The sequence below is a fragment of the Paenibacillus oleatilyticus genome (genome assembly GCF_018998565.1).
GTDB classification, from domain to species: domain Bacteria; phylum Bacillota; class Bacilli; order Paenibacillales; family NBRC-103111; genus Paenibacillus_G; species Paenibacillus_G oleatilyticus.
In genome coordinates, this window is sequence record NZ_JAHNZO010000015.1 from 78,757 (window position 1) to 99,067 (window position 20,311).

A 20,311-nucleotide genomic window follows, 5' to 3' on the forward strand; every position below is an offset into this window, starting at 1 on the left:
AGGTTTCAAGCTTAAACTACGTATTTTTCGGCTTCGATGACGCGGGAAGCGATCTCGCGCTTGATCTCGATCGCATTGATCGGGGTTTTGCGGGTCAGTTTTTTCAGGACGGACAACTGGGTGCGCAGCATGTCGCCGGACTCCATCGCGGCCAGCGCTTCTTTCGCCCATTCCTCAATCCGCGCGAACGATTCGTGTACGAAGACGGTCGTCATGTCCGTGGCGTTCAGCGCTTTGCCTTCGCCGCCTGCGGCGATCTGCTTCTTCGTGCGCAGCAGCGCGCTTTCCATGGCGAAGACGGAAATCATGATGTCGGCCAGATGGCTCAAAATTTCCTGTTCCTGGTCCAGCTTCGTTTGATATTTTTGCACCGCTTGCGCACCGACCATAAGAAATATTTTTTTCGCCATGGTCAACAGATGGTTCTCCTGCTCCAGCGTTCCTTCGAACGTTTGCCCCGGCACCAGCGACAGCAGCTCGGACTGCAGTCCCATCGCTTTTTGCATCAAAGGCAGCTCCCCTTTCATGGCGCGCTTGATCAGCGTTCCGGGGATCAGAAGCCGGTTAATCTCGTTCGTACCTTCGAAAATGCGGTTGATGCGGGAATCCCGGTAAATGCGCTCGATCCGGTATTCCTGGGTAAACCCGTAGCCGCCGTGAATTTGCACGCCCTCGTCGGCCACGAAATCCAGCGTTTCGGAGCCGAACACTTTGTTGATCGAGCATTCTAGCGCATACTCGGCAATCGCTTTGGCCGATTGCTGCCCGACGTTGGCGCTGCCGTGATCGACTTCGCTCAAACCTTCGTCGAACAAGCCCGCGGTCCGGTACACCATGCTTTCCAGCACGTACGTGCGGATGTTCATGTCGGCCAGCTTGGCTCCAATCAGCGGGAAGGACGAAATTTTGCGTCCGAATTGCGTCCGCTCGTTGGCGTATTTGGCCGAAAGCTCAATCGCATCCTTGGCGGCTCCGACGCAGCCTGCGGCAAGCTTGAAGCGGCCGATGTTCAGGATGTTGAAGGCGATCAGGTGGCCCTTGCCAACCTCCCACAGCAGGTTCTCCACCGGCACCTTCACGTCTTCCAGAATGAGCGGGCACGTGGACGAGCCTTTGATGCCCATTTTCTTCTCTTCCGGTCCGATGCTTACGCCTTCCATCGTCCGTTCGACGATGAACGTGCTGAAGTCGGTTCCGTTCACTTTGGCGTACACGATGAATACGTCGGCAAAGCCGGCGTTCGTAATAAACTGCTTCGTACCATTAAGAATATAATGGGTCCCGTCCTCGGACAAGACCGCCGTCGCTTTTGCGCCCAACGCGTCGGAGCCGGAGGACGGCTCCGTCAGGCAGTAGGCGGCGACTTTCTCGCCGGTCGAAAGCAGCGGCAAATATTTTTTCTTCTGTGCTTCGGTGCCGAAATACACGATCGGCAGCGTGCCGATCCCGACGTGCGCGCCCACGGTCAGCGCGAAAGCGGAAGCCTTGGTCAGCCGCTCGTTGATCAGCGTCGAGCTGACCTTATCAAGGCCGAGCCCGCCGTACGCCTCCGGAACGTCCGCGCCTAGCAGGCCGAGCTCCCCGGCCTTGCGCAGCATTTTTACGGACAGCTCGTAATCGAGCTTCTCGATCTCTTCGTCGTGCGGAGCGATGTCGCCGGCAACGAAGTCCTCCGTCGTCTGCGCGATCATGCGATGCTCTTCCGTAAAGTCCTCCGGGGTCACGACCCGGGTAAAATCGATATCTTCGATAATAAAGCTTCCGCCGACCACTTTGCTCATCATTTTGCTCATGTCCGAATCTCTCCTTCGTTTATTTGGATTATCGTTTAACCCGCATGAACCTCAAACACACCGGCCGCGCCCATGCCGCCGCCGATGCACATCGAGACGACACCGATGCCGCCGCCCCGACGGCGCAGCTCGTGAATCAGCGTCGTAGTCAGCTTCGTGCCCGTGCATCCGAGCGGATGACCGAGCGCGATCGCGCCGCCGTTCACATTGACCTTCTCTTCGTCCAATCCGAGCTCGCGAATGATATGCACGCATTGGGACGCGAACGCTTCGTTGATTTCAAACAAATCGACATCGCCGATCGAAAGCCCGGCCATCCGGAGCGCTTTCGGAATCGCCTCCACCGGCCCGACACCCATAATATCGGGGTCGACCCCGGCCAATGCGAACGAACGGAATGTCGCAAGCGGCTTCAAGCCGAGCGCTTCCGCGCGCTCCTTGCTCATCACCACGGCTGCGGCTGCGCCGTCGCTCATTTGCGACGAGTTGCCCGCCGTCACCGTGCCGTTCAGCTTGAAGGACGGCTTCAGCTTGCCCAGCACCTGGGCCGTCGTCTCGGCGCGCACGCCTTCGTCCGTATCGAACGCGAACGATTCGCTTTTGACCTTCCCGCTGTCGTCCACCTGCGTCCACTGCGTCTGCACCGGAACGATCTCGTCGCGGAATTTCCCGTCGCGGATCGCAGCCGCCGCTTTTTCGTGGGAACGCGCGGAGAACCGGTCCTGGTCCTCACGGGAAATGCCGAACCGCTCGGCGACATTTTCAGCCGTATGGCCCATGCCGATGTAGACCTCCGGCATTTGCTCCACAATCTTCGGATTCGGCGACAGCTTGAATCCGGTCATCGGCACGTGGCTCATGCTCTCGACGCCGCCGGCGACGATCACGTCGGCCGAACCGAGCATAATCCGCTCCGCCGCGAAAGCGATCGATTGCAGGCCGGACGAGCAAAACCGGTTGATCGTCAATGCCGGCACGGTCACCGGAAAACCGGCATAGAGCGACATGATGCGGGCAAAGTTAAGCCCTTGCTCGCCTTCCGGCATCGCGCAGCCGATGATGATATCCTCGACATCCTCTTTCTTCAGACCGGGCGCCCGCTCCACGGCGGCTTCGAGCACGGCCTTGCCCAGATCCTCCGCCCGCGTTTGGGCCAAACGGCCCTTTTTCGCTTTGCCGACCGCGGTGCGGGCAACCGATACGATTACAGCTTCTCTCATGGGTTTCACCTCTCCCGGGATTATTAATTGCGCAGCGCTTTGCCTTTGGACAGCATGTGCTGCATGCGCTGCTGCGTTTTCGGCTCGCCGCACAAGCTCAGGAACGCCTCGCGCTCCAGATCGAGCATGTACTGCTCCGTCACCAGCGAGCCTGCGGGCACATCGCCGCCGGCCAGCACGTGCGCCAGCTTATTGGCAATTTTTACATCGTGATCGCTGATATAGCCGCTCTGCCGCATCGAATAAGCGCCGAGCTGCATCACTGCTTTGCCGTCGGCCCCGGCGACGCGAATTTTCTCTTCGCGAATCGGCTCGTAGCCGGCCTGCACCATGCGCAGCACGGACTGCTTCGCCTCGTGAATCAGGTGGTCCTGATTGATGACGATCCGGTCCGTCGGCTTGAACAGCCCCAGCTTGAACGCATCGTGGCCGCTGGCCGACACCTTCGCCGTGCCGATCGTCTCAAACGACTGGTTCAAGTACGGCTGCAGATCGGCATCCGGATGCGCAGCATGCTGGCTTACGCGAAGCGCCATCTCCTTGCAGCCGCCCCCGGCCGGAATGAGACCGACGCCGACCTCGACCAAGCCGAAGTACGTCTCCGCCGAAGCGACGATCTGATCCGCCGGCATGCACGCTTCCACGCCGCCGCCAAGCGCCATCCGGTGCGGCGCCGCCACAACCGGCTTTTCGAAGCGCTTGACTTTGTACATCGTGTTCTGGAACAGGCGAATGATGCTGTCGATTTCGTCCCATTCCTCGTCCTGCGCTTCCATGAGCAAAATCATCAGATTCGCGCCCACGCAGAAGTTCCGCCCCTGGTTGGCGATGACGAGCCCGTCGTAGTTACTGCGCACTTCGTCCAGGCTTTGCTGGATCATCATCAGGATGTCCGCCCCGATCGCATTGTTCGGCGAATGGAATTCGAGGCACGCGACCCCGTCGCCGATATCGATAAGGCTGGCGCCGCTGTTGGATTTCACGACGCGGTTCTGCTCCTTCAGGCTGCGCAGCGAGATGACCTCCGGCGCCGTTTCCAGCTCCTTATACTGCCCGCCGTGCACATAGAACGTGGCGCCGTCCTGCTTTTTGTAGAACGACGTATTGCCCTGTGCGATCCATTCCTTCACCCAGCCGGGAACGGTTGTGCCTTCCGCTTCCATCCGCTCGACCGACCGGACCAGTCCGATGGCGTCCCATGTTTCGAACGGCCCGAGCTCCCAGCCGAAGCCCCATTTCATCGCTTCATCGATTTCACGGATCGAATCGGCAATTTCGCCGAGCTTGGCCGCCGAGTACACAAGCACCTGCTTCAAAATGTTCCACGCCAGCTCCGAGTAACGGTCGCCCGCTCCGAGCAGCGCCTTCGTTTTCTCCCGCGCGCCCTTCGCCAGCTTCGCCGCTTCCAGCGAGGCGGAGGCTGCTTTTTTCTGCGGCACATAGTCCATGGTCGAGAAGTTGAGCGACAAAATTTCAGTGCCGTTCGGCCCTTTTTTCTTCAAATAAAAGCCTTGTCCCGACTTCTCGCCGAGCCAGCCTTTATCCACCATGCCGCGCAGCACGGGCGATTCGGCAAACACGGCCTTCTCGGCTTCGTCCGAGACGTTCTCGTATACGTTATTCGCCACATGCACGAACGTGTCGAGTCCGACGAGATCGAGCGTGCGGAACGTTGCGCTTTTCGGGCGGCCGAGCGCCGGACCTGTCACAGCATCCACCTCTTCGACGCGATACCCCTTCTCCTGCATTTCCTGCAGCGTGACGAGCAGCCCGTACGTGCCGATGCGGTTGGCGATGAAGTTCGGCGTATCTTTAGCCAGGACGACGCCTTTGCCAAGGCGGTTTTCGCAAAATTGCTTCATGCCGCTGACGATCGCCGGGTCGGTATGCTCGCCCGGAATCACCTCGAGCAGCTTCATATAACGCGGAGGATTGAAAAAGTGCGTGCCGAGAAAATGGCGCTTGAACGCTTCGCCGCAATCGGCGGACATGGCATTGATCGAAATGCCGGACGTATTCGAGCTGACGACGGTGCCTTCTTTCCAGTGCGCTTCAATCTTGCTTAGAAGCTGCTTCTTGGCGTCCAAATTTTCGACGATCACTTCAATGACCCAGTCGACGTCCGCGATTTGCGCCAAATGATCCTCCAGATTGCCCGGCGTGATGCGCCCCGCGAAAGTATCGTCGTACAGCGGCGCAGGCTTCGTCTTTTTCAGCTTGGCTATCGCTTGAACAGCCAATCGGCTGCGCACGGCCGGATGCTCCAGCGTGAGCCCTTTGGCCGCTTCCTCTTCCGTCAGCTGCTTCGGAACGATGTCGAGCAACAGGCAGGGAATTCCAGCGTTCGCCAGATGGGCGGCAATGCCGGAGCCCATGACACCCGACCCGATGACGGCTGCTTTGCGTATCGATCTCATCATGATATTGCTTACCTCCCAATACGTTTTTGATATAGATTGCTTAACCAAACGTGTGAGTAAAAAACATTCGGCGGCGTCTTGCAGCCGGGCAGGCGAATCACATTGCGTAATTGTCGGCGCCCGCCGTCCCCGCCAAGCATTCGCCTCACATGGACGGCAGGGGCCGGTCTTACGATCCGCCCACACCGATTGCATCGTTCGCCGGTTGTATATGGGATTCGCCGAATACGGATTGCTCCAGTATTTCGGCGATATCTCTCGCCTTGACGCGGTCTTCCGCTTCCTTCATCTTCGTGCCGTCCTCCATCATCGTCAGACAGTACGGACACGCGCTGCTGATGACCGTCGGGTTCGTTTCGAGCGCCTGCTCGGTCCGCGCCAGATTGACGCGCTTGCCCGACGTTTCCTCCATCCACATCATGCCGCCGCCCGCTCCGCAGCACATCCCGTTCTCACGGGTGCGCTCCATCTCGACGAGCTCGACGCCGGGGATCGCGCGCAGCACGTTGCGGGGCTGCTCGTAAACGTTGTTATAGCGGCCCAGATAACACGAATCGTGATACGTGATCCGCTCGTTCACCGCATGGCGCGGCGTCAGCTTGCCCGACCGGATGAGCCGGTCCAGCAGCTCCGTATGGTGAAGCACCTCCACGCCCTCCAGCCCGAAGTCCGGGTACTCGTTTTTGAGCGTGTTGTACGTATGCGGACAAGCGGTAACGATTTTTTTGACGCTATATTTCTCGAAAACGGCGATATTTTCCGCGCACAATTGCTGGAACAGCATCTCGTTGCCAAGCCTGCGCGGCGTGTCGCCGGAATTTTTCTCCTCGTTGCCGAGAATCGCGAAGCTGACACCGGCCTCGTGAAGCAGCCGGACAAACGCCCGCGATACTTTGCGGCTGCGCAGATCGTAGGAGCCCATCGAGCCGACGAAGAACAAGTACTCGAAATCCGGATTTTCCTTGACCGTCGGCACCGCGATGCCGTCGATCTCGCCGGTCCACTTCACCCGGTCGCTGCGGCTGAGTCCCCACGGGTTGCCCTGCCGCTCGATATTTTGCATCGCGCGCTGGCCCTCGTGCGGCATGCTGCCCTGCATCAGGACGAGATGCCGGCGCAGATCGATAATTTTGTCCACGTGCTCGTTGCCGACCGGACATTGGTCTTCACAGTTGCGGCACGTCGTACAGGACCAGATCTCGTCCTCCGTCATCACATCGCCGATCAGTTCGGCTTCCTCCGCCGGCTTCTCCCGCACCTTCCAAGCGTTCTGCTGCCATGCCAGCGTCGGACGAATGTCGGTGATCCCTTCGCTCTCCCACCGGACGCCCGGCTCGGCCGCCGCCTCCATCGAATGGGTGCCCGCAGCGGAGAACGCATATTCCGGCACCCATGGGGACTTGGACGTCACCGCGGTGCCTTTTTCCGTCAGATGGTCGCGCAGCTTGACGATCAGGTGCATCGGCGACAGCGTCTTGCCGGTGTTCGAGGCCGGGCATACACTCGTACAGCGCCCGCACTCGACGCAGGCATAGAAATCGAGCATCTGCTTTTGCGTAAAATCCTCGATCTTGCCGACGCCGAACGATTCGGCTTCCTCGTCTTCCAGATCCAGCTTTTTCAACCGCCCGACCGGCTCCTTGCGGCGGAACCATATATTGATAGGAGCGGTCAAAATATGAAAATGCTTTGATTGCGGCACGTACACGAGAAATGCCAGCAGGATCAGCAGGTGGAGCCACCAGCATACATAGAACAGCACGGCCGCCGTCTGGCCGGAGATGCCTTCGAACGCCGCCGCAATCGCGGAGGAGATCGGAGCGTAGGCTGCGCTTGTATGCGAGCCAAGCCATAGCCGCTCGAAGGCGAGCGACAGCAGCACGGACAGCATCAAGCCAAAAATAAAGAAGACGACGATGCTCGGCTTCCAGCCCTTTTTCAGGCGGGGCAGGTTCTCCACATAGCGCCGGTAGACCGCATACCCCATCGCCACGAGGATCGAGAATACCGTAATTTCCTGCAGCAGACCGAAGACGGCGTACCCGGGGAACGATACGCTTGCCCCTCCACGCAGCCCCTTTACGATCAGATCCAGAGCGCCGAACTGCAGGATGATGAAGCCGTAAAAAATAACGACGTGCATGATTCCGCTTTTTTTGTCCTTCAGCAGCTTCTTCTGGCCGAAGATCTCGGCCATAAACTCGCCCAGCCGCTCCTTGCCCTGCTGCCGGAAATCCACGGGCTGTCCGAGCTTCATGTACGCGTAGCGGTGAGACACGGCTTTCCAAAACAGGCGGATTGCGTATGCTGTTACAGCAAGAAAGGCGAGCAGATTCACGATGAGCCACATCATTTGTTACATCCATCCTTTCCGTCCGATTAGGTCCAAGCTGTGGCAGGCTTGTTTGAAAGCGATAACATTAGGCCCCCATAAAAATCTTATGAGCAAAACACATTGACAAGTAGCAGCGTTTCCCATAAGATGAAATTGAAATGAATGAATGCTCATTCAGTTTCTGACTGAATAATAACATGGTGGTGATTGGATGGCAAGCAAAAAAATGGAGAAGTACAATTTGATACTGGATGCGGCGCTGAAAGTCATCGCCGAAAACGGCTATCACAACGCGCAGGTTTCCCGGATTGCCAAGGAAGCCGGCGTAGCAGACGGAACGATCTATTTATATTTTAAAAACAAGGAAGACATTCTTATTTCTCTCTTCCAAAAAAAATTGGGCGACCTGGTCGGTCAATTTCACAGCAGCATCAACGAGACGGACTCCGCAGACGAAGCGCTTCGCAAAATTTGCGAGATCCACTACACGATGCTGGAGAAAAACGTCGATCTGGCGTTTGTCACCCAAATCGAGCTGCGCCAAAGCTCGCTGGAGCTGCGCAAGGAAATCGGCCTTGTCGTCAAGACGTATATCGAGCTGATCGAAAAGGTGCTGCGCCAAGGGATTGAAGAAGGCATCTTCCGGGCCAACCTGGATGTCAAGCTGACGCGCCTGCTCGTGTTCGGCTCCATGGACGAGGTAGTCACTTCATGGTTGATCGCCGGCCGCAAATATTCGCTCGCGGCGCAGGTCGAAAAAACCGTAGAGTTTTTCATACAAGGGTTGAAGGCTTAATACGTTATTATTGTCTTTATTTTGTATGGGAGGAGCATTGGACTTATGAACATTTATGTACTGATGAAGCAAACGTTCGATACGGAGGAGAAAATCGTCATCCGTGACGGCGAGGTATCCGAGGACGGGGCGAAATTCGTCATCAATCCGTACGACGAATATGCCGTAGAGGAAGCGATCCGGTTGAAGGAAGAGCATGGCGGGAGCATTGTCGTCGTCTCGATCGGCCCGGAGCGCTGCGCCGAAGCGCTGCGGACCGCGCTGGCAATGGGCGCGGACGAAGCCGTGCTGATCTCGGACGAGCGAATCTCCGGCGACGAGTACGCCGTATCCAAGGTGCTTGCCGCTTACCTCGGGAAGCAATCGTACGATCTTGTGCTCGGCGGCAATTTCTCCGTCGATCACGGCGCAGGACAGGTCGCGATCCGTGTCGCCCACCTGCTGAACATCCCGCACGTATCGTCCATCGTGAAGCTGGAGCTGAGCGGGGGCCGGGCGACGGCGCAGCGCGACGCCGAAGGGGACACCGAGACGCTGGAGGTCGCGCTGCCGGCCCTGTTCACGGCGCAGCAAGGCTTGAACGAGCCCCGCTATCCTTCCTTGCCCGGCATCATGAAAGCGAAGAAAAAGCCGTTCCAGCAGCTGACGCTGGATGACTTGGGCTTAACCGAAGCGGATATCGCCCCGAAGACGGCGCGCGACACCCTCTCGCTCCCGCCGGAGCGCAAAGCGGGACAAGTGCTGCAGGGCGATCCGCAGCAGCAAGTCGCGCAGCTCGTTCACCTGCTTCGTACGGAAGCCAAAGCGCTTTAATGCCAAAGGGAGGGAATCGATATGAGCAAAACCTATGTGATCTTTGCGGAAATCCGGGGCGGCAAGCTCCGTCAAGTTACGTTCGAAACCATTCAAGCGGCCCGGCTGGCCAAAGACGACGGCGACCGGATCGTGGCGGCGCTTCTCGGCCACGGACTGTCCGCGTTTGCCCAAGAGCTGTCCGGCTACGGCGTCGATCAAGTCGTATCCGTCGACCATGCGGAGCTCGCTCACTATAATCCGGAGACGTATTTCTCCGCATTGGCGGGCATTCTCGACACGGCGAATCCGCACGCCGTTCTGTTCGGCCACACCGCCATCGGCCGCGACTTGGCGCCCAAGATCGCCGCGCACCTGCAAGTGGGGCAAGTTTCCGACGTCATCGCGCTGGAGAAAACGGGCGACGGCCTTTCCTTCACGCGTCCGCTCTACGCGGGCAAAGCGTTCGAGAAGAAGCGGTTTACCGAAGGCCCGATGGTCATCACGATCCGGCCGAATAACGTGCCTGCCGCAGAGAAGGCCTCCGGTTCGCAAGCGGAAATGGCCTCTACTCCCTTCTCCCCCGCTGCCGACCTGCGTTCCGTCGTGAAGGACGTGGTGCACAAAGCGTCGGGCAAGGTCGATCTGACGGAAGCAAAAATCGTTATATCCGGCGGACGGGGCGTGAAGAGCGCCGACGGGTTCCGCACGCTTGAGCCGCTGGCCGAAGCGTTGAACGCCGCCGTCGGCGCCTCCCGCGGCGCTTGCGACGCAGGCTACTGCGACTACGCGCTGCAGATCGGACAGACCGGCAAAGTCGTGACGCCGGAGGTCTATATCGCCTGCGGCATCAGCGGCGCCATTCAGCACTTGGCCGGGATGAGCCAGTCGCGCGTCATTATCGCGATCAATAAAGACCCGGAAGCGCCGATCTTCAAAATCGCTGATTACGGCATCGTCGGCGATCTGTTCGAGATCGTCCCGCTGCTCACCCAAGAGTTCAAGAAAGTGCTGGCTTAAAGACCTATATCACTACAAAAAAATGCAAGCCCCTTGACCTGAAATACGGTCAAGGGGCCTTGGGCTGTTGAGAGTGCTGGAAGTAAAAATTCTTAGACAAATAGAGGTGGGGTATATCCCGTAAGAGTTTACGTCCGCCTTTGAAACCCGTGAAAATACCGCTAAGTCTAATCAAGTTCACGGGTTTCAAGAGCGGCTGGAGGGATATACCCCACCGGCGTATGCAGAGAATTTCTACGCGAAGCGGGTTTCTCAACAAGCTTAAGCCCTTTAACCCGATAAAAGGTCAAGGGACTTGCCTTTTCAAACCTAATCCGTCAAACGGCAAGTAAACGTCGACTTCGCCATCCGTTTCCCGTCGCAGAAAATGTCCACTTCGATCTTCCCGTACCTGCGGCTCATCTCCAGCACGTTCGGCACGCATTCGATTACGCTGTCGATCGGGATCGGCAGCAGAAAATAATTCGAGGAGCTGTCCACGATCAAATCGCCTCTTTTTTGTTCCCGGATCGTGCGGATCGCGACCTGGCTCATCAGGGTCGTCAAAATGCCTTCCGACACCGTCCCGATCGGATTGGTCATTTGGGCGGTAACGGTTCCCCGGTAATAAAATTCGCCATCCTTGCCCCGCACCTTCTCCATCCCGGACCAGATTTGATCCTCAAGGGTTTCCCCGTGCTGCGGCTGCGTTTGCAAATACTGCATCGCTTTGAGCACATCGTCCCGGCTGATCACGCCGACCATTTTTCCGTCCTTGCCGACTACGGGCAGCAGCTCGATGCCCTCCCACACCATCGTATGGCTGACCGAAGCGACGGGCGCCTGGTCGCTCACGGTGAGCGGGTCCAGCGTCATGAGCTGGTGAATCGGCTGTCCCGCTTCGGCTCCGACGACGTCCTTCGCCGTCACCATGCCGATCGGCTTGTTCCGCTCGTCCACGACCGGGAAGCGGGTATGTCCGGTTTCGTCCATCCAATGGCGCATATCCGAGACGGTATCCTCGGCGCGCAGCGAATAGACCCGGGTATCCGTTCGGATAATGTCGCGGACGAGCATAATTTTTTTTTTGATCAATTGGTCGTAGATCGCGCGGTTGATCATCGTCGCCACGGTGAACGTATCGTAGCTGGTGCTAATAATCGGCAGCTCGAGCTCGTCGGCCAGCTCCTTGGCCTCATCCAGCGTCTGGAAGCCGCCCGTCACGAGGATGCCGGCGCCCTGCCCCAACGCATAGAGATGCGCCTGGGTACGGTTGCCGACAATCAGCAGATTGCCCGGCTCGATATAGCGTTTCATCGCTTCGAGCTGCATCGCCCCGATGACGAATTTATTCAAAGACTTATGAAGGCCGCCCGCGCCGCCGAGCACCTCGCCGTCCACAATGTTGACCACCTCGGCGAACGTCAGCTTATCGATCGCCTGCGGTTCTTTTTTCTCCACCCGCACCGTGCCTGTACGGTCCTTCGTGCTGACATAACCCAGGCTTTCCGCTTCCTTCATCGCGCGGTAGGCCGTTCCCTCGCTGACTTCGAGGGCCTGGGCAATTTTACGGACGGAGATGTGCGTTCCTACGCTCAATTCCTCGATGTATCGAATGATCTGCTCGTGCTTGGTCAGTGTCTCTTCCTGCATCACTTCACCCGCCTAGTTTACAACGGTAACAATCTTTAACAATTATACTATAAGCGGATGCACAAAAATAGAGCCCAGACACCGACAAGTGTGACTTGCATTCATTCTTTTACCGGCTCGCCGATACGTTCTTCTCCCACTCGACTCTATACGAGTACATCCAGTCGGACGCCTTCGGATTCGCGAATAGTTTGAGGAACAGCGGTGTCGTCAGATCCCGGAACCACTGTTGGAGCGAACCCGTTACATGCTTGCCGGAATCGCCGCGCCGCCCCGCGTCGTACATTTTGACGGTGCGCGTGCGCCTGAGCTGCTCGTAGGTGGCGAAGGCATGCTCCGCGTCAGGGATGTCCCGCAAACATTTTGCCAGAACCATGGCATCCTCCAGCGCCATCGAGGCCCCTTGACCGGAGCTGGGGGAAATCTACACTTTACTGTTGAGGCGCATCGCAATTTCACGCAGCCACTCCTCATCCCAGTCAAGCTCTCCATTCCGCAAATCGTCGCTGACGGAGCATACCCATTGCCATTCGGCCGTCAGCACGGCCCGCTTATACTCGGTTTCAAGCATGAACAATCTGGGGAGGATATCTTTGTAGGTTTGCAGATCCGAGCTTACGCGTTGAATTTCTTTTTCAAGAAGGAGCGATCTTCGTTCCAACTGCTTCAAGACATCATCCGGCGTCAATAGAGACAGGAAAGATACGGCAACGGGAAAATCGGGAAACTCCTGAGAAGGCATAGACAGCATATCCCGAAGCCATTCCCGAAACAGCTTCCGGCCATCCTCCGTAGATTCGTAAACCGTACGGTCGGGTTTTTCGGGTTCTTTCAACGTTTCACGAACAGCGATCAATCCGTCCCGCAGCAGGCGATCCATCGTTTGATAAATACTCGTACGTTGGCGTACGTTAATCACTTCATCCTTTCCTCTTTCTTTAAGTAGCTGCTGCATTCGGTACGGGTGCATCGGTTCACCACTTCCGTACTTGAAAAGGCATAGCGTACTAAATTATTATGTTCATTATCATCCTAACGCAGAAAGAAGTGGCCGGATTGCATCAGTATATTGCGCACCTAGGTTCTTTTCCCATTCGTTCGTACAGCATCTTGTTTGTTTTGGCGATTATCCTTGGCGTTGGATTTACGATCACTTTAGCCAAGCTGCAAAAAAAAGATCACTTGGCAGAGCATTTGATGAACTTGATTGTGCCGATGATGATCGGAGCCATTATCGGTTCCAGATTTTGGACGGTATTTTTCTTTGATTGGGAGTTTTACTCCAAACATCCGGAGGAGATTATTGCGATATGGCATGGCGGTTTGTCGATTCAGGGGGGAGTAGTAGGGGCGATTCTCGTAGGGATTTGGTATGTTCGTAAGCACAAACTATCGTTTTGGGAAATGGCAGACTTGTGCGCTCCGGGTCTCATTCTTGCCCAAAGCATCGGCCGCGACGCCAACTTGATGAACGGCGATGCTTTTGGAGATCCGACAGGCGGCAATTTTGGCATTCTGTATCCCGAAGGCACCAACGCAAGAGCCACCTATGGCGATCAACCGCTATGGCCCGCCGAAGTATGGGAAGGACAAATGGATATTATTATTTTTGCCCTGCTTATGATTCTTCTGCGAAAAAAATTAAAACGCGGCTTTCTGTTTCTTGCTTACAATATCCTCTACAATATAGGACGGTTCCTGCTGGAAATGCTGCGCGGCGATTCGCCAAGATATTTATTTCATTGGACGGCAGCCCAATGGACATCGGCGACGATCATTATTCTTTCCTTAGCAATTGGCGTTTACCTTCATTTTCGAGCTCCACAAACGGAAGAAGGCATGGCCTAGCCATCCATGATTGGCTTCAACAATATTTTTCAGGTCGCGAAAAATATCGCGGCTTTTTTTTCTTGACCCTCCCCTTGGAGGAGTCTGTACACTAACATACGAAAGGAGGAACACGACATACTGTATACGGTCAAAGACATATCTTCATTGTCCGGCGTAACCGTCAAGACGCTGCATCATTATCATAAAATCGGGCTTCTGCTGCCGTGCGCGGTCAGCGAAGCGGGATACCGGTTATATGGGATGAAAGAGCTGGAACGTCTGCAGCACATTTTGTTTTACCGGGAATTGGATTTTCCTTTGAAGGAAATCGCGCGGCTGCTTGAGGAGGAGCCTGAACGGCACTCGATTCTCGCGCAGCAGGAGGAACTGCTTCTGGTCCGCAAGCAAAGGCTGGAAACGATTATTCAAACCTTACAGCAATCCATGGCCAGCATGGAGAAGGGAGAAATCATGAACAGTAAAGATATGTTCAAAGGGTTCGAAAACGCGCAGGAATGGGAAAAGGCATTGGAGGAACAGAATCGGCATTTGAAGGACGCCTACGGCTACGACATGCTCGATTCCGCAGAAATCGATGCGCAAAACATGAATGAGCAGGCTCAAGAGGCCGCGGCATTTATGAATCATATCGCAGAAGCTTTGCGAACGGGGATCAAGCATAGCGATGCGGAAATTCAGCGGCTGATCCAGGAGCACCTAGACTTTATGAACAAGCACGGGCATACCGTCACCGCCACGGATTTTGCGGCCCAAGCGCGCTTTTTCCTCGGCGACGACTTTCATCTTCGCATGCTGGAAGGCCAGCAAACCGGATTGGCGTATTACCTGTCCGCAGCAGCCGAATCCTATGCAGCAGCAGAACAACAATAACTGAACTAGTCGCCCAAAAATTCACAGCTCCCTTCCGCACAGGAAAGGAGCTGTTTTTTTGCGAGTCGATACGGCCCGCTACTCTTGAATCGCCGAATTGTACATGCTCAGAAAGATGGGCGACAGCGGATAAAATACCGTTTCCGAGCATTTATAGCACTCCGTATGATGGCAATCCGCCAGCTCCTCTACCGTTTCGCCGCAGCGGCTGCAGCACTTGGCCGGAAGCTGCTCGTAAAATTTCGTCGATGATTGAAGCATATTCCTTCTCCTCCGTTCCTTATAAATGTGCGTAGCTTGGGATGGTCAAAAAGTCCTCGAATGTCGCGGACGTCGTCATATCGCTAAACAGCGTTTTCGCCAGCATGTATTGTCCTTGTTCGAAACGGTCCGCGCCGACGCGCTCCCGAATCGCCTTCAGTTCTTCTTCAAGCAGCTCTCCGAACAGATCGGCCGTGACTTTGCGCCCGTCCTCCAGAATGCCCTTCGGATGATGAATCCATTGCCACAGCTGCGCCCGCGAAATTTCCGCAGTCGCCACGTCCTCCATCAGGTTGCGGATCGGCACCGCGCCGTAGCCCCGCAGCCACGCTTCCAAATAATGAAGCCCGACATGAATGTTCGTGCGCACGCCGGCTTCCGTAATCGGTCCCTGCGGAACTTCGAGCAGGTCGGCGGCCGTCACTTCGATGCCCGACAGCTGCCGGTCGATCTGATTGGGCGCCGGCATCAGGCGGTCGAACACTTCCCGGGCAATCGGCACAAGGCCCGGATGGGCGACCCATGTTCCGTCATGCCCTTGCGTCGCTTCGCGCGTCTTATCCGCACGGACCTTCCGCATGGCCTCCTCGTTGGCTTCGGGATCGTCCTTGATCGGAATTTGCGCGGCCATACCGCCGATGCAGGGTGCTCCCCGCTTGTGGCACGTCTGGATCGCCAGCAGCGAGTACGCCCGCATAAACGGCGATTCCATCGTCACCAGGCCGCGGTCCGGCAAAATGACATGCTCCTGGTTTCTGAGCTTTTTGATGTAGCTGAAAATATAGTCCCAGCGGCCGCAGTTGAGGCCCGCGCTGTGCTCCCGCAGCTCATACAAAATTTCGTCCATTTCAAAAGCCGCCAGAATCGTCTCGATCAGCACTGTCGCTTTGATCGTGCCTGCGGGGATGCCCAGCTTCTCTTCGGCAAAGGTGAAGACATCGTTCCACAATCTCGCTTCCAGATGGCTTTCCAGCTTCGGCAAGTAGAAGTACGGGGCGCTCCCCCGATCCAGCAGTTCTTGCGCGTTGTGGAAGAAGAACAGGCCGAAATCGAATAGTCCCGCCGACATCGGACGCTGATCGATCCATACGTGCTTCTCTTCCAGATGCCAGCCCCGGGGGCGGACCTTCAGCACGGCCGTCTGCTCGTTCAACGCATAGGTCTTGCCTTCCGGAGACTCGAACCGGATCGTTCGCCGCACGGCGTCCCGCATGTTGATTTGTCCTTCGATACAATTGCTCCACTGCGGCGAATTCGCATCTTCAAAATCCGCCATATACAGCTTCGCGCCGGAATTCAGCGCGTTGATGACCATTTTCCGGTCGCCGGCAGGCCCGGTGATCTCGACTCTGCGGTCGGTCAGATCGGGCGGGATCGGCGCAATGCGCCAATCCCCGCTGCGGACGTCCGCTGTCTCCTTCAAAAAATCGGGCAGTTCTCCCGCATCGATCCGCTCCTGCCGCTCTTCCCGCTGCTTCAGCAAGGAGAGACGCCGATGACCGAATTTTTTCTCCAATTCCGCTATAAATTCCAGCGCGTCGGGAGTCAAGATTTCAAAGTAAGCCGGGTTGTGCATTCGGCCCTTCAGCAGCACGCCTTGTGAAACCGCATGATAAGTCATCGCCTCGGCCTCCTTAGCCCGCAAACTGTTCCGCTTCGGTAGAATCCTTGAGCGCCGTCGTCACGGAATCGCCTCCGGACAAGACAAGCGACACTTCATCGAAGTAGCCGGTTCCGACTTCGCGCTGGTGCCGGGTCGCTTCGTAGCCGTAGCGTTCGCTGGCGAACTCCGACTGCTGGAGCTCCGAGTAGGCGGCCATTCCGCGGTCACGGTACCCTCTGGCCAATTCGAACATGCTGTGGTTCAACGAATGGAAGCCGGCCAGCGTCACGAATTGGAATTTGTAGCCCATCTTTCCTAATTCCCGCTGGAACGCCGCGATTGTGGCATCGTCCAGCTTCTTCTTCCAGTTGAACGAAGGCGAGCAGTTGTAGGCGAGCAGCTTGCCGGGGTACTTCGCGTGGATCGCTTCCGCAAACCGCCGCGCTTCCTCCAGGTTCGGCTCGGACGTTTCGCACCAGACCATATCGGCATAAGGAGCATATGCGAGACCGCGGGAAATCGCTTGGTCCAGCCCGTCTTTGACATAATAGAAGCCTTCCGGCGAACGCTCGCCTGTGAGGAACGGCTTGTCGTTATCGTCGATATCGCTGGTCAGCAGCTTCGCCGCATTCGCATCCGTTCTGGCGATGATGATCGTATCAACACCCATGACGTCGGCAGCGAGTCTGGCAGCGATCAGATGGCGGACCGCCTGCCGGGTAGGCAGCAGCACCTTGCCGCCCATATGACCGCATTTCTTCTCCGAGGAGAGCTGATCCTCGAAGTGAACGGCTGCCGCTCCCGCTTCGATCATCGCTTTCATTAATTCGAACACGTTCAGCGGTCCGCCGAAGCCCGCTTCGGCATCGGCCACGATCGGCAGGAAAAAGTCGATGTTCTCTTTCCCCTCCGCGTGCTGGATTTGATCCGCTCTTTGCAGCGTCTGATTGATCCGCTTGACTACGGCAGGTACGCTGTTCGCAGGGTACAGGCTTTGGTCGGGATACATCTGACCGCTCAGGTTGGCGTCCGCCGCCACCTGCCAGCCACTGAGATAGATGGCCTTAAGTCCCGCCTTCGCCTGCTGGAGAGCTTGATTTCCTGTCAGGGCGCCCAGGGCATGAACGTAATCTTCCGTATGGACCAGCTTCCACAGCTTCTCCGCTCCCCGCTGTGCCAGTGTGTGTTCGATCAGCACCGAGCCCCGCAAGCGAAGCACGTCTTCCGGACTGTAAGGGCGCCGTACCCCTTCGAACCGTTTCGAATTCCATTTTTGCTGAAGCTGTTCCGATTGCGCTTTACGATTATTGGTTGTCATCCCTTTTGCCCTCCTGAAATTGGTTATGAGTAATATGAGTGATTACGATGTTAGCGATTGGAAATCGATGCGGACTACTCGTGGCTTTCTACGTAGCCGTTGCCGCAGCACCAGAAGCAGATGGTAACCTTCTTGCCTAAAGCGTCCCGATATTCCGGGGTCTGCTTCTCGTCGTTCGCAGATACGCCGCCGGAATGAAAGTTAGGGGATTCGATTTCGCCGTGACCGTGACATATCGGACAATTCATGTGAACTACCTCCATTTGTTTTATTATAGTACAGTGTTTTTGTTCGATGAGGTTATTATATAACAACAATCCAAACTGTTCAATACTGTTTTTAAAAATTTTTTACTGTTTTATAACAGCACCTGCAAAACAGGCTTTGCCTGCATGCTCCAAACCCGCGATACAACGCGAAAAAGCGGCCCCTCCCTTTCGGGAAAAGCCGCTTTTCGGACTCGACGCCCTGATGAACCCATGCTGCGGTGTGTTGCGTTACTCCGACGAGGAGCGCGCCCGCTCCGAACCGGAATCGTCCGTTTCTCCGGCGAGGCCGTCCATCACCCGCTCTACGAATTTGCTGATTCCGTCGGTCGCCGCCCTATCCTCCTGATCCGGAGGCGTCGTAATGCTGTTATTCGTAAAGTGTTCGAAATACCCTTCGCTTTGTTCTTCCCGGTTCATCGTCAAGCCTCCACCTGTCAGGATGTGGATAGGGTTAACGCCCGGCGCGATAATTATTCACTTCCCGCCGGAATACCGCTCATATGCGGCCCGGTAAATGTTCAAATATTGGTCGACGCCCATCTTCTGCACGGTGGCGACATATTTGTCCCAATCGTCGAACGACGCCGTTCCGTTAATCAGATTCGCTTCGGTCTCGGTGATCAGCTTCTGAATGTCCGCGCCCTTCGAATTCATGAACGCCGTTTCCTCTTCCGTGAAGTTGAAGCTGTACCACATGTCCTTGATCAAATGCCTGGACGCCTTTTTGCCCGCCTCGATCGATTCCGGCAAGCTCTCCGAGCCCTTGAAATACTTCTCCTGCACATACCCCGGGTAGCTTCCGCCCGGCCAGGTGAAGTGCCGCGCCGCCGCCTGATCGAGCGTCAGGCCGTTCGGATTCTTTTTGATATCGTCCACATATTCCAGCTTGCCGTCCGGCGTCTGGATGTAGGTGACATCCTTTTGTCCCATAAAATAGAAGGTGGCTCCTTCGTCGCCGTAAAAATGATCGATCCAGCGAACGGTCGCTTCCGGATTTTTGTTTTTATCCGTAATGACGAACGCTCCCGGCCAGGCGATCGGATTTTTGACCGAGACGAACAGTTGGTCGCCGTGAGGCCCTTTGAGCGCGCCGAGCCCGACGTAGCCCTTCTGGTTCATCACCGCCTGCGGATGAGGCACGAAGGCCGCGCCGAGCAGCCCCTTCTCCCCTTTGGCATACAGCGCCGTATCCTTCAGCGTAAAAATCTCCTTGTCGATCAGCCCTTCGGTATACAGCTTATTCATGTACTGCAGCACTTCTTTATACTTCGGATCGAGGCGGTAAAAGCGGAGCTTGTCGCTCCCCGGTTCCACGTCCACATACGGATGGGCGACGGCCCCGCGGTTGCCGAAGCCCCAGGCGCCGCCGATATAGCGCTGAATCGTCTGAATGCCGAACATGCCGCTGAGCGGAACTTCGTCCTTCTGGCCGTTACCGTTCGGATCGCTTTCTTTCACCGCCTTCAGATAAGCGTAAAATTCCTCCGTCGTCTCCGGCTCCTTCATATTCAGCTTGTCGAGCCACGTTTTGTTGATCCACAGCGGCGTGCCGATGAGCATCGGCAAAAATTCCGGGCTGTAAAAGGACGGGAAGGAATAAATGCCGCCGTCCGGCATCGTCAGCCCCTTTTTCAGATCCGGGTATTTCTCCAGCAGCTTCTTCAGGTTCGGCGCATGCTTGTCGATCAGATCGTTCAGCCGCACGAACACGCCCTGGCTGCCGTACTTCATCAAATCCGCCACCGGCACTCTCGCCGAGTAGAACGCGTCCGGATAATCGCCGCCGGCCAGCGCCAGATTGCGCTTCTCGGTCAGGCTCTCAAACGGAACAAGCTGAAATTCCACGTCGATGCCCGACTGCTTGGCGTATTCCTTCCATACCAGCGTATCTTCGAATTTGTTGCCCGTCTGGGGCGATTTCCCGGTGAAAAATTTCAGCTTGACCGGCTCCTTCACAATCGGCATGCCGGTCGGGTTCACATTTGACGCGGATTGTCCGGCGCCCCCGGAAGCGCCGCCGCTTTCCTTCGAGCCCGCGCAGCCGCTCAGCACCCCCAGCGTCAGCACCGCCGACATCGTCAGAGCCGTCATTTTGTTCGCTTTCATCGTTCGCAAGCCTCCCGTTATATTT

At 56.5% G+C, this 20,311-nt stretch carries 18 protein-coding genes; 5 read left to right on the forward strand and 13 right to left on the reverse strand.

What is annotated here, in order from left to right:
- Window positions 1-11 precede the first annotated feature (11 nt).
- From KQX66_RS19810 to KQX66_RS19825, 4 genes are all read right to left on the reverse strand, one after another.
- The gene (locus tag KQX66_RS19810) at window positions 12-1,793 is read right to left on the reverse strand and encodes an acyl-CoA dehydrogenase FadE (protein ID WP_216794540.1); all 1,782 of its coding nucleotides are present in this window, start codon (window positions 1,791-1,793) and stop codon (window positions 12-14) included.
- Window positions 1,794-1,828: 35 nt separating this feature from the next.
- On the reverse strand, window positions 1,829-3,013 hold the full coding sequence (locus KQX66_RS19815; protein ID WP_216794541.1) for an acetyl-CoA C-acyltransferase: 1,185 nt from the start codon (window positions 3,011-3,013) through the stop codon (window positions 1,829-1,831).
- A 23-nt stretch (window positions 3,014-3,036) separates the two neighbouring features.
- On the reverse strand, window positions 3,037-5,433 hold the full coding sequence (locus KQX66_RS19820; RefSeq protein ID WP_216794542.1) for a 3-hydroxyacyl-CoA dehydrogenase/enoyl-CoA hydratase family protein: 2,397 nt from the start codon (window positions 5,431-5,433) through the stop codon (window positions 3,037-3,039).
- A gap of 169 nt (window positions 5,434-5,602) precedes the next feature.
- Window positions 5,603-7,786: a (Fe-S)-binding protein gene (locus tag KQX66_RS19825; protein WP_216794543.1), complete on the reverse strand. Its 2,184-nt coding sequence runs from the start codon at window positions 7,784-7,786 to the stop codon at window positions 5,603-5,605.
- Between the two features lie 193 nt (window positions 7,787-7,979).
- Between KQX66_RS19825 and fadR the strand changes: the two genes are divergently transcribed.
- The 3 genes from fadR to KQX66_RS19840 are packed head-to-tail and all read left to right on the forward strand — an operon-like array spanning window position 7,980 to window position 10,376.
- The gene (gene fadR, locus KQX66_RS19830; protein ID WP_216794544.1) at window positions 7,980-8,564 is read left to right on the forward strand and encodes a fatty acid metabolism transcriptional regulator FadR; all 585 of its coding nucleotides are present in this window, start codon (window positions 7,980-7,982) and stop codon (window positions 8,562-8,564) included.
- Between the two features lie 45 nt (window positions 8,565-8,609).
- Window positions 8,610-9,377 carry an electron transfer flavoprotein subunit beta/FixA family protein gene (locus tag KQX66_RS19835; protein WP_216794545.1) on the forward strand — a complete coding sequence of 256 codons (768 nt, stop codon included), beginning with the start codon at window positions 8,610-8,612 and terminating at the stop codon, window positions 9,375-9,377.
- A gap of 21 nt (window positions 9,378-9,398) precedes the next feature.
- A complete protein-coding gene (locus KQX66_RS19840) occupies window positions 9,399-10,376 on the forward strand; it encodes an electron transfer flavoprotein subunit alpha/FixB family protein (RefSeq protein ID WP_216794546.1) in 978 nt (325 codons plus the stop codon).
- A gap of 309 nt (window positions 10,377-10,685) precedes the next feature.
- Here KQX66_RS19840 and KQX66_RS19845 read toward each other — a convergent pair whose 3' ends face one another.
- The 3 genes from KQX66_RS19845 to KQX66_RS19855 all read right to left on the reverse strand — a co-directional run bounded on the left by KQX66_RS19845 (window position 10,686) and on the right by KQX66_RS19855 (window position 12,978).
- A complete protein-coding gene (locus tag KQX66_RS19845; RefSeq protein WP_216794547.1) occupies window positions 10,686-12,008 on the reverse strand; it encodes a DRTGG domain-containing protein in 1,323 nt (440 codons plus the stop codon).
- Between the two features lie 109 nt (window positions 12,009-12,117).
- Window positions 12,118-12,384 (reverse strand): hypothetical protein, encoded by a 267-nt coding sequence (locus KQX66_RS19850; RefSeq protein WP_216794548.1) that lies wholly within the window; start codon window positions 12,382-12,384, stop codon window positions 12,118-12,120.
- Window positions 12,385-12,432: 48 nt separating this feature from the next.
- Window positions 12,433-12,978 (reverse strand): PadR family transcriptional regulator, encoded by a 546-nt coding sequence (locus KQX66_RS19855; protein ID WP_216794549.1) that lies wholly within the window; start codon window positions 12,976-12,978, stop codon window positions 12,433-12,435.
- Window positions 12,979-13,055: 77 nt separating this feature from the next.
- Here KQX66_RS19855 and lgt point away from each other — a divergent pair, with 77 nt between their 5' ends.
- A complete protein-coding gene (lgt, locus tag KQX66_RS19860; protein ID WP_308647252.1) occupies window positions 13,056-13,856 on the forward strand; it encodes a prolipoprotein diacylglyceryl transferase in 801 nt (266 codons plus the stop codon).
- 117 nt (window positions 13,857-13,973) lie between these two features.
- On the forward strand, window positions 13,974-14,729 hold the full coding sequence (locus KQX66_RS19865; protein ID WP_216794620.1) for a MerR family transcriptional regulator: 756 nt from the start codon (window positions 13,974-13,976) through the stop codon (window positions 14,727-14,729).
- A gap of 78 nt (window positions 14,730-14,807) precedes the next feature.
- On the opposite strand, the gene yhfH is transcribed toward KQX66_RS19865, so the two are convergent.
- From yhfH to KQX66_RS19895, 6 genes are all read right to left on the reverse strand, one after another.
- Window positions 14,808-14,990 (reverse strand): protein YhfH, encoded by a 183-nt coding sequence (gene yhfH, locus KQX66_RS19870; RefSeq protein ID WP_216794551.1) that lies wholly within the window; start codon window positions 14,988-14,990, stop codon window positions 14,808-14,810.
- Window positions 14,991-15,009: 19 nt separating this feature from the next.
- The gene (gene aceB / locus KQX66_RS19875; RefSeq protein ID WP_216794552.1) at window positions 15,010-16,611 is read right to left on the reverse strand and encodes a malate synthase A; all 1,602 of its coding nucleotides are present in this window, start codon (window positions 16,609-16,611) and stop codon (window positions 15,010-15,012) included.
- 13 nt (window positions 16,612-16,624) lie between these two features.
- Window positions 16,625-17,911: an isocitrate lyase gene (aceA, locus tag KQX66_RS19880; RefSeq protein WP_216794553.1), complete on the reverse strand. Its 1,287-nt coding sequence runs from the start codon at window positions 17,909-17,911 to the stop codon at window positions 16,625-16,627.
- 74 nt (window positions 17,912-17,985) lie between these two features.
- The gene (locus KQX66_RS19885; protein WP_157244156.1) at window positions 17,986-18,159 is read right to left on the reverse strand and encodes a hypothetical protein; all 174 of its coding nucleotides are present in this window, start codon (window positions 18,157-18,159) and stop codon (window positions 17,986-17,988) included.
- Window positions 18,160-18,408: 249 nt separating this feature from the next.
- Window positions 18,409-18,597, reverse strand: coding sequence for a hypothetical protein (locus KQX66_RS19890; RefSeq protein WP_216794554.1), 189 nt, complete (start codon window positions 18,595-18,597; stop codon window positions 18,409-18,411).
- Window positions 18,598-18,654: 57 nt separating this feature from the next.
- Entirely contained in the window at window positions 18,655-20,286 is a 1,632-nt protein-coding gene (locus tag KQX66_RS19895) for an extracellular solute-binding protein (RefSeq protein WP_216794555.1), read from the reverse strand.
- Between the last annotated feature and the right edge of the window lie 25 nt (window positions 20,287-20,311).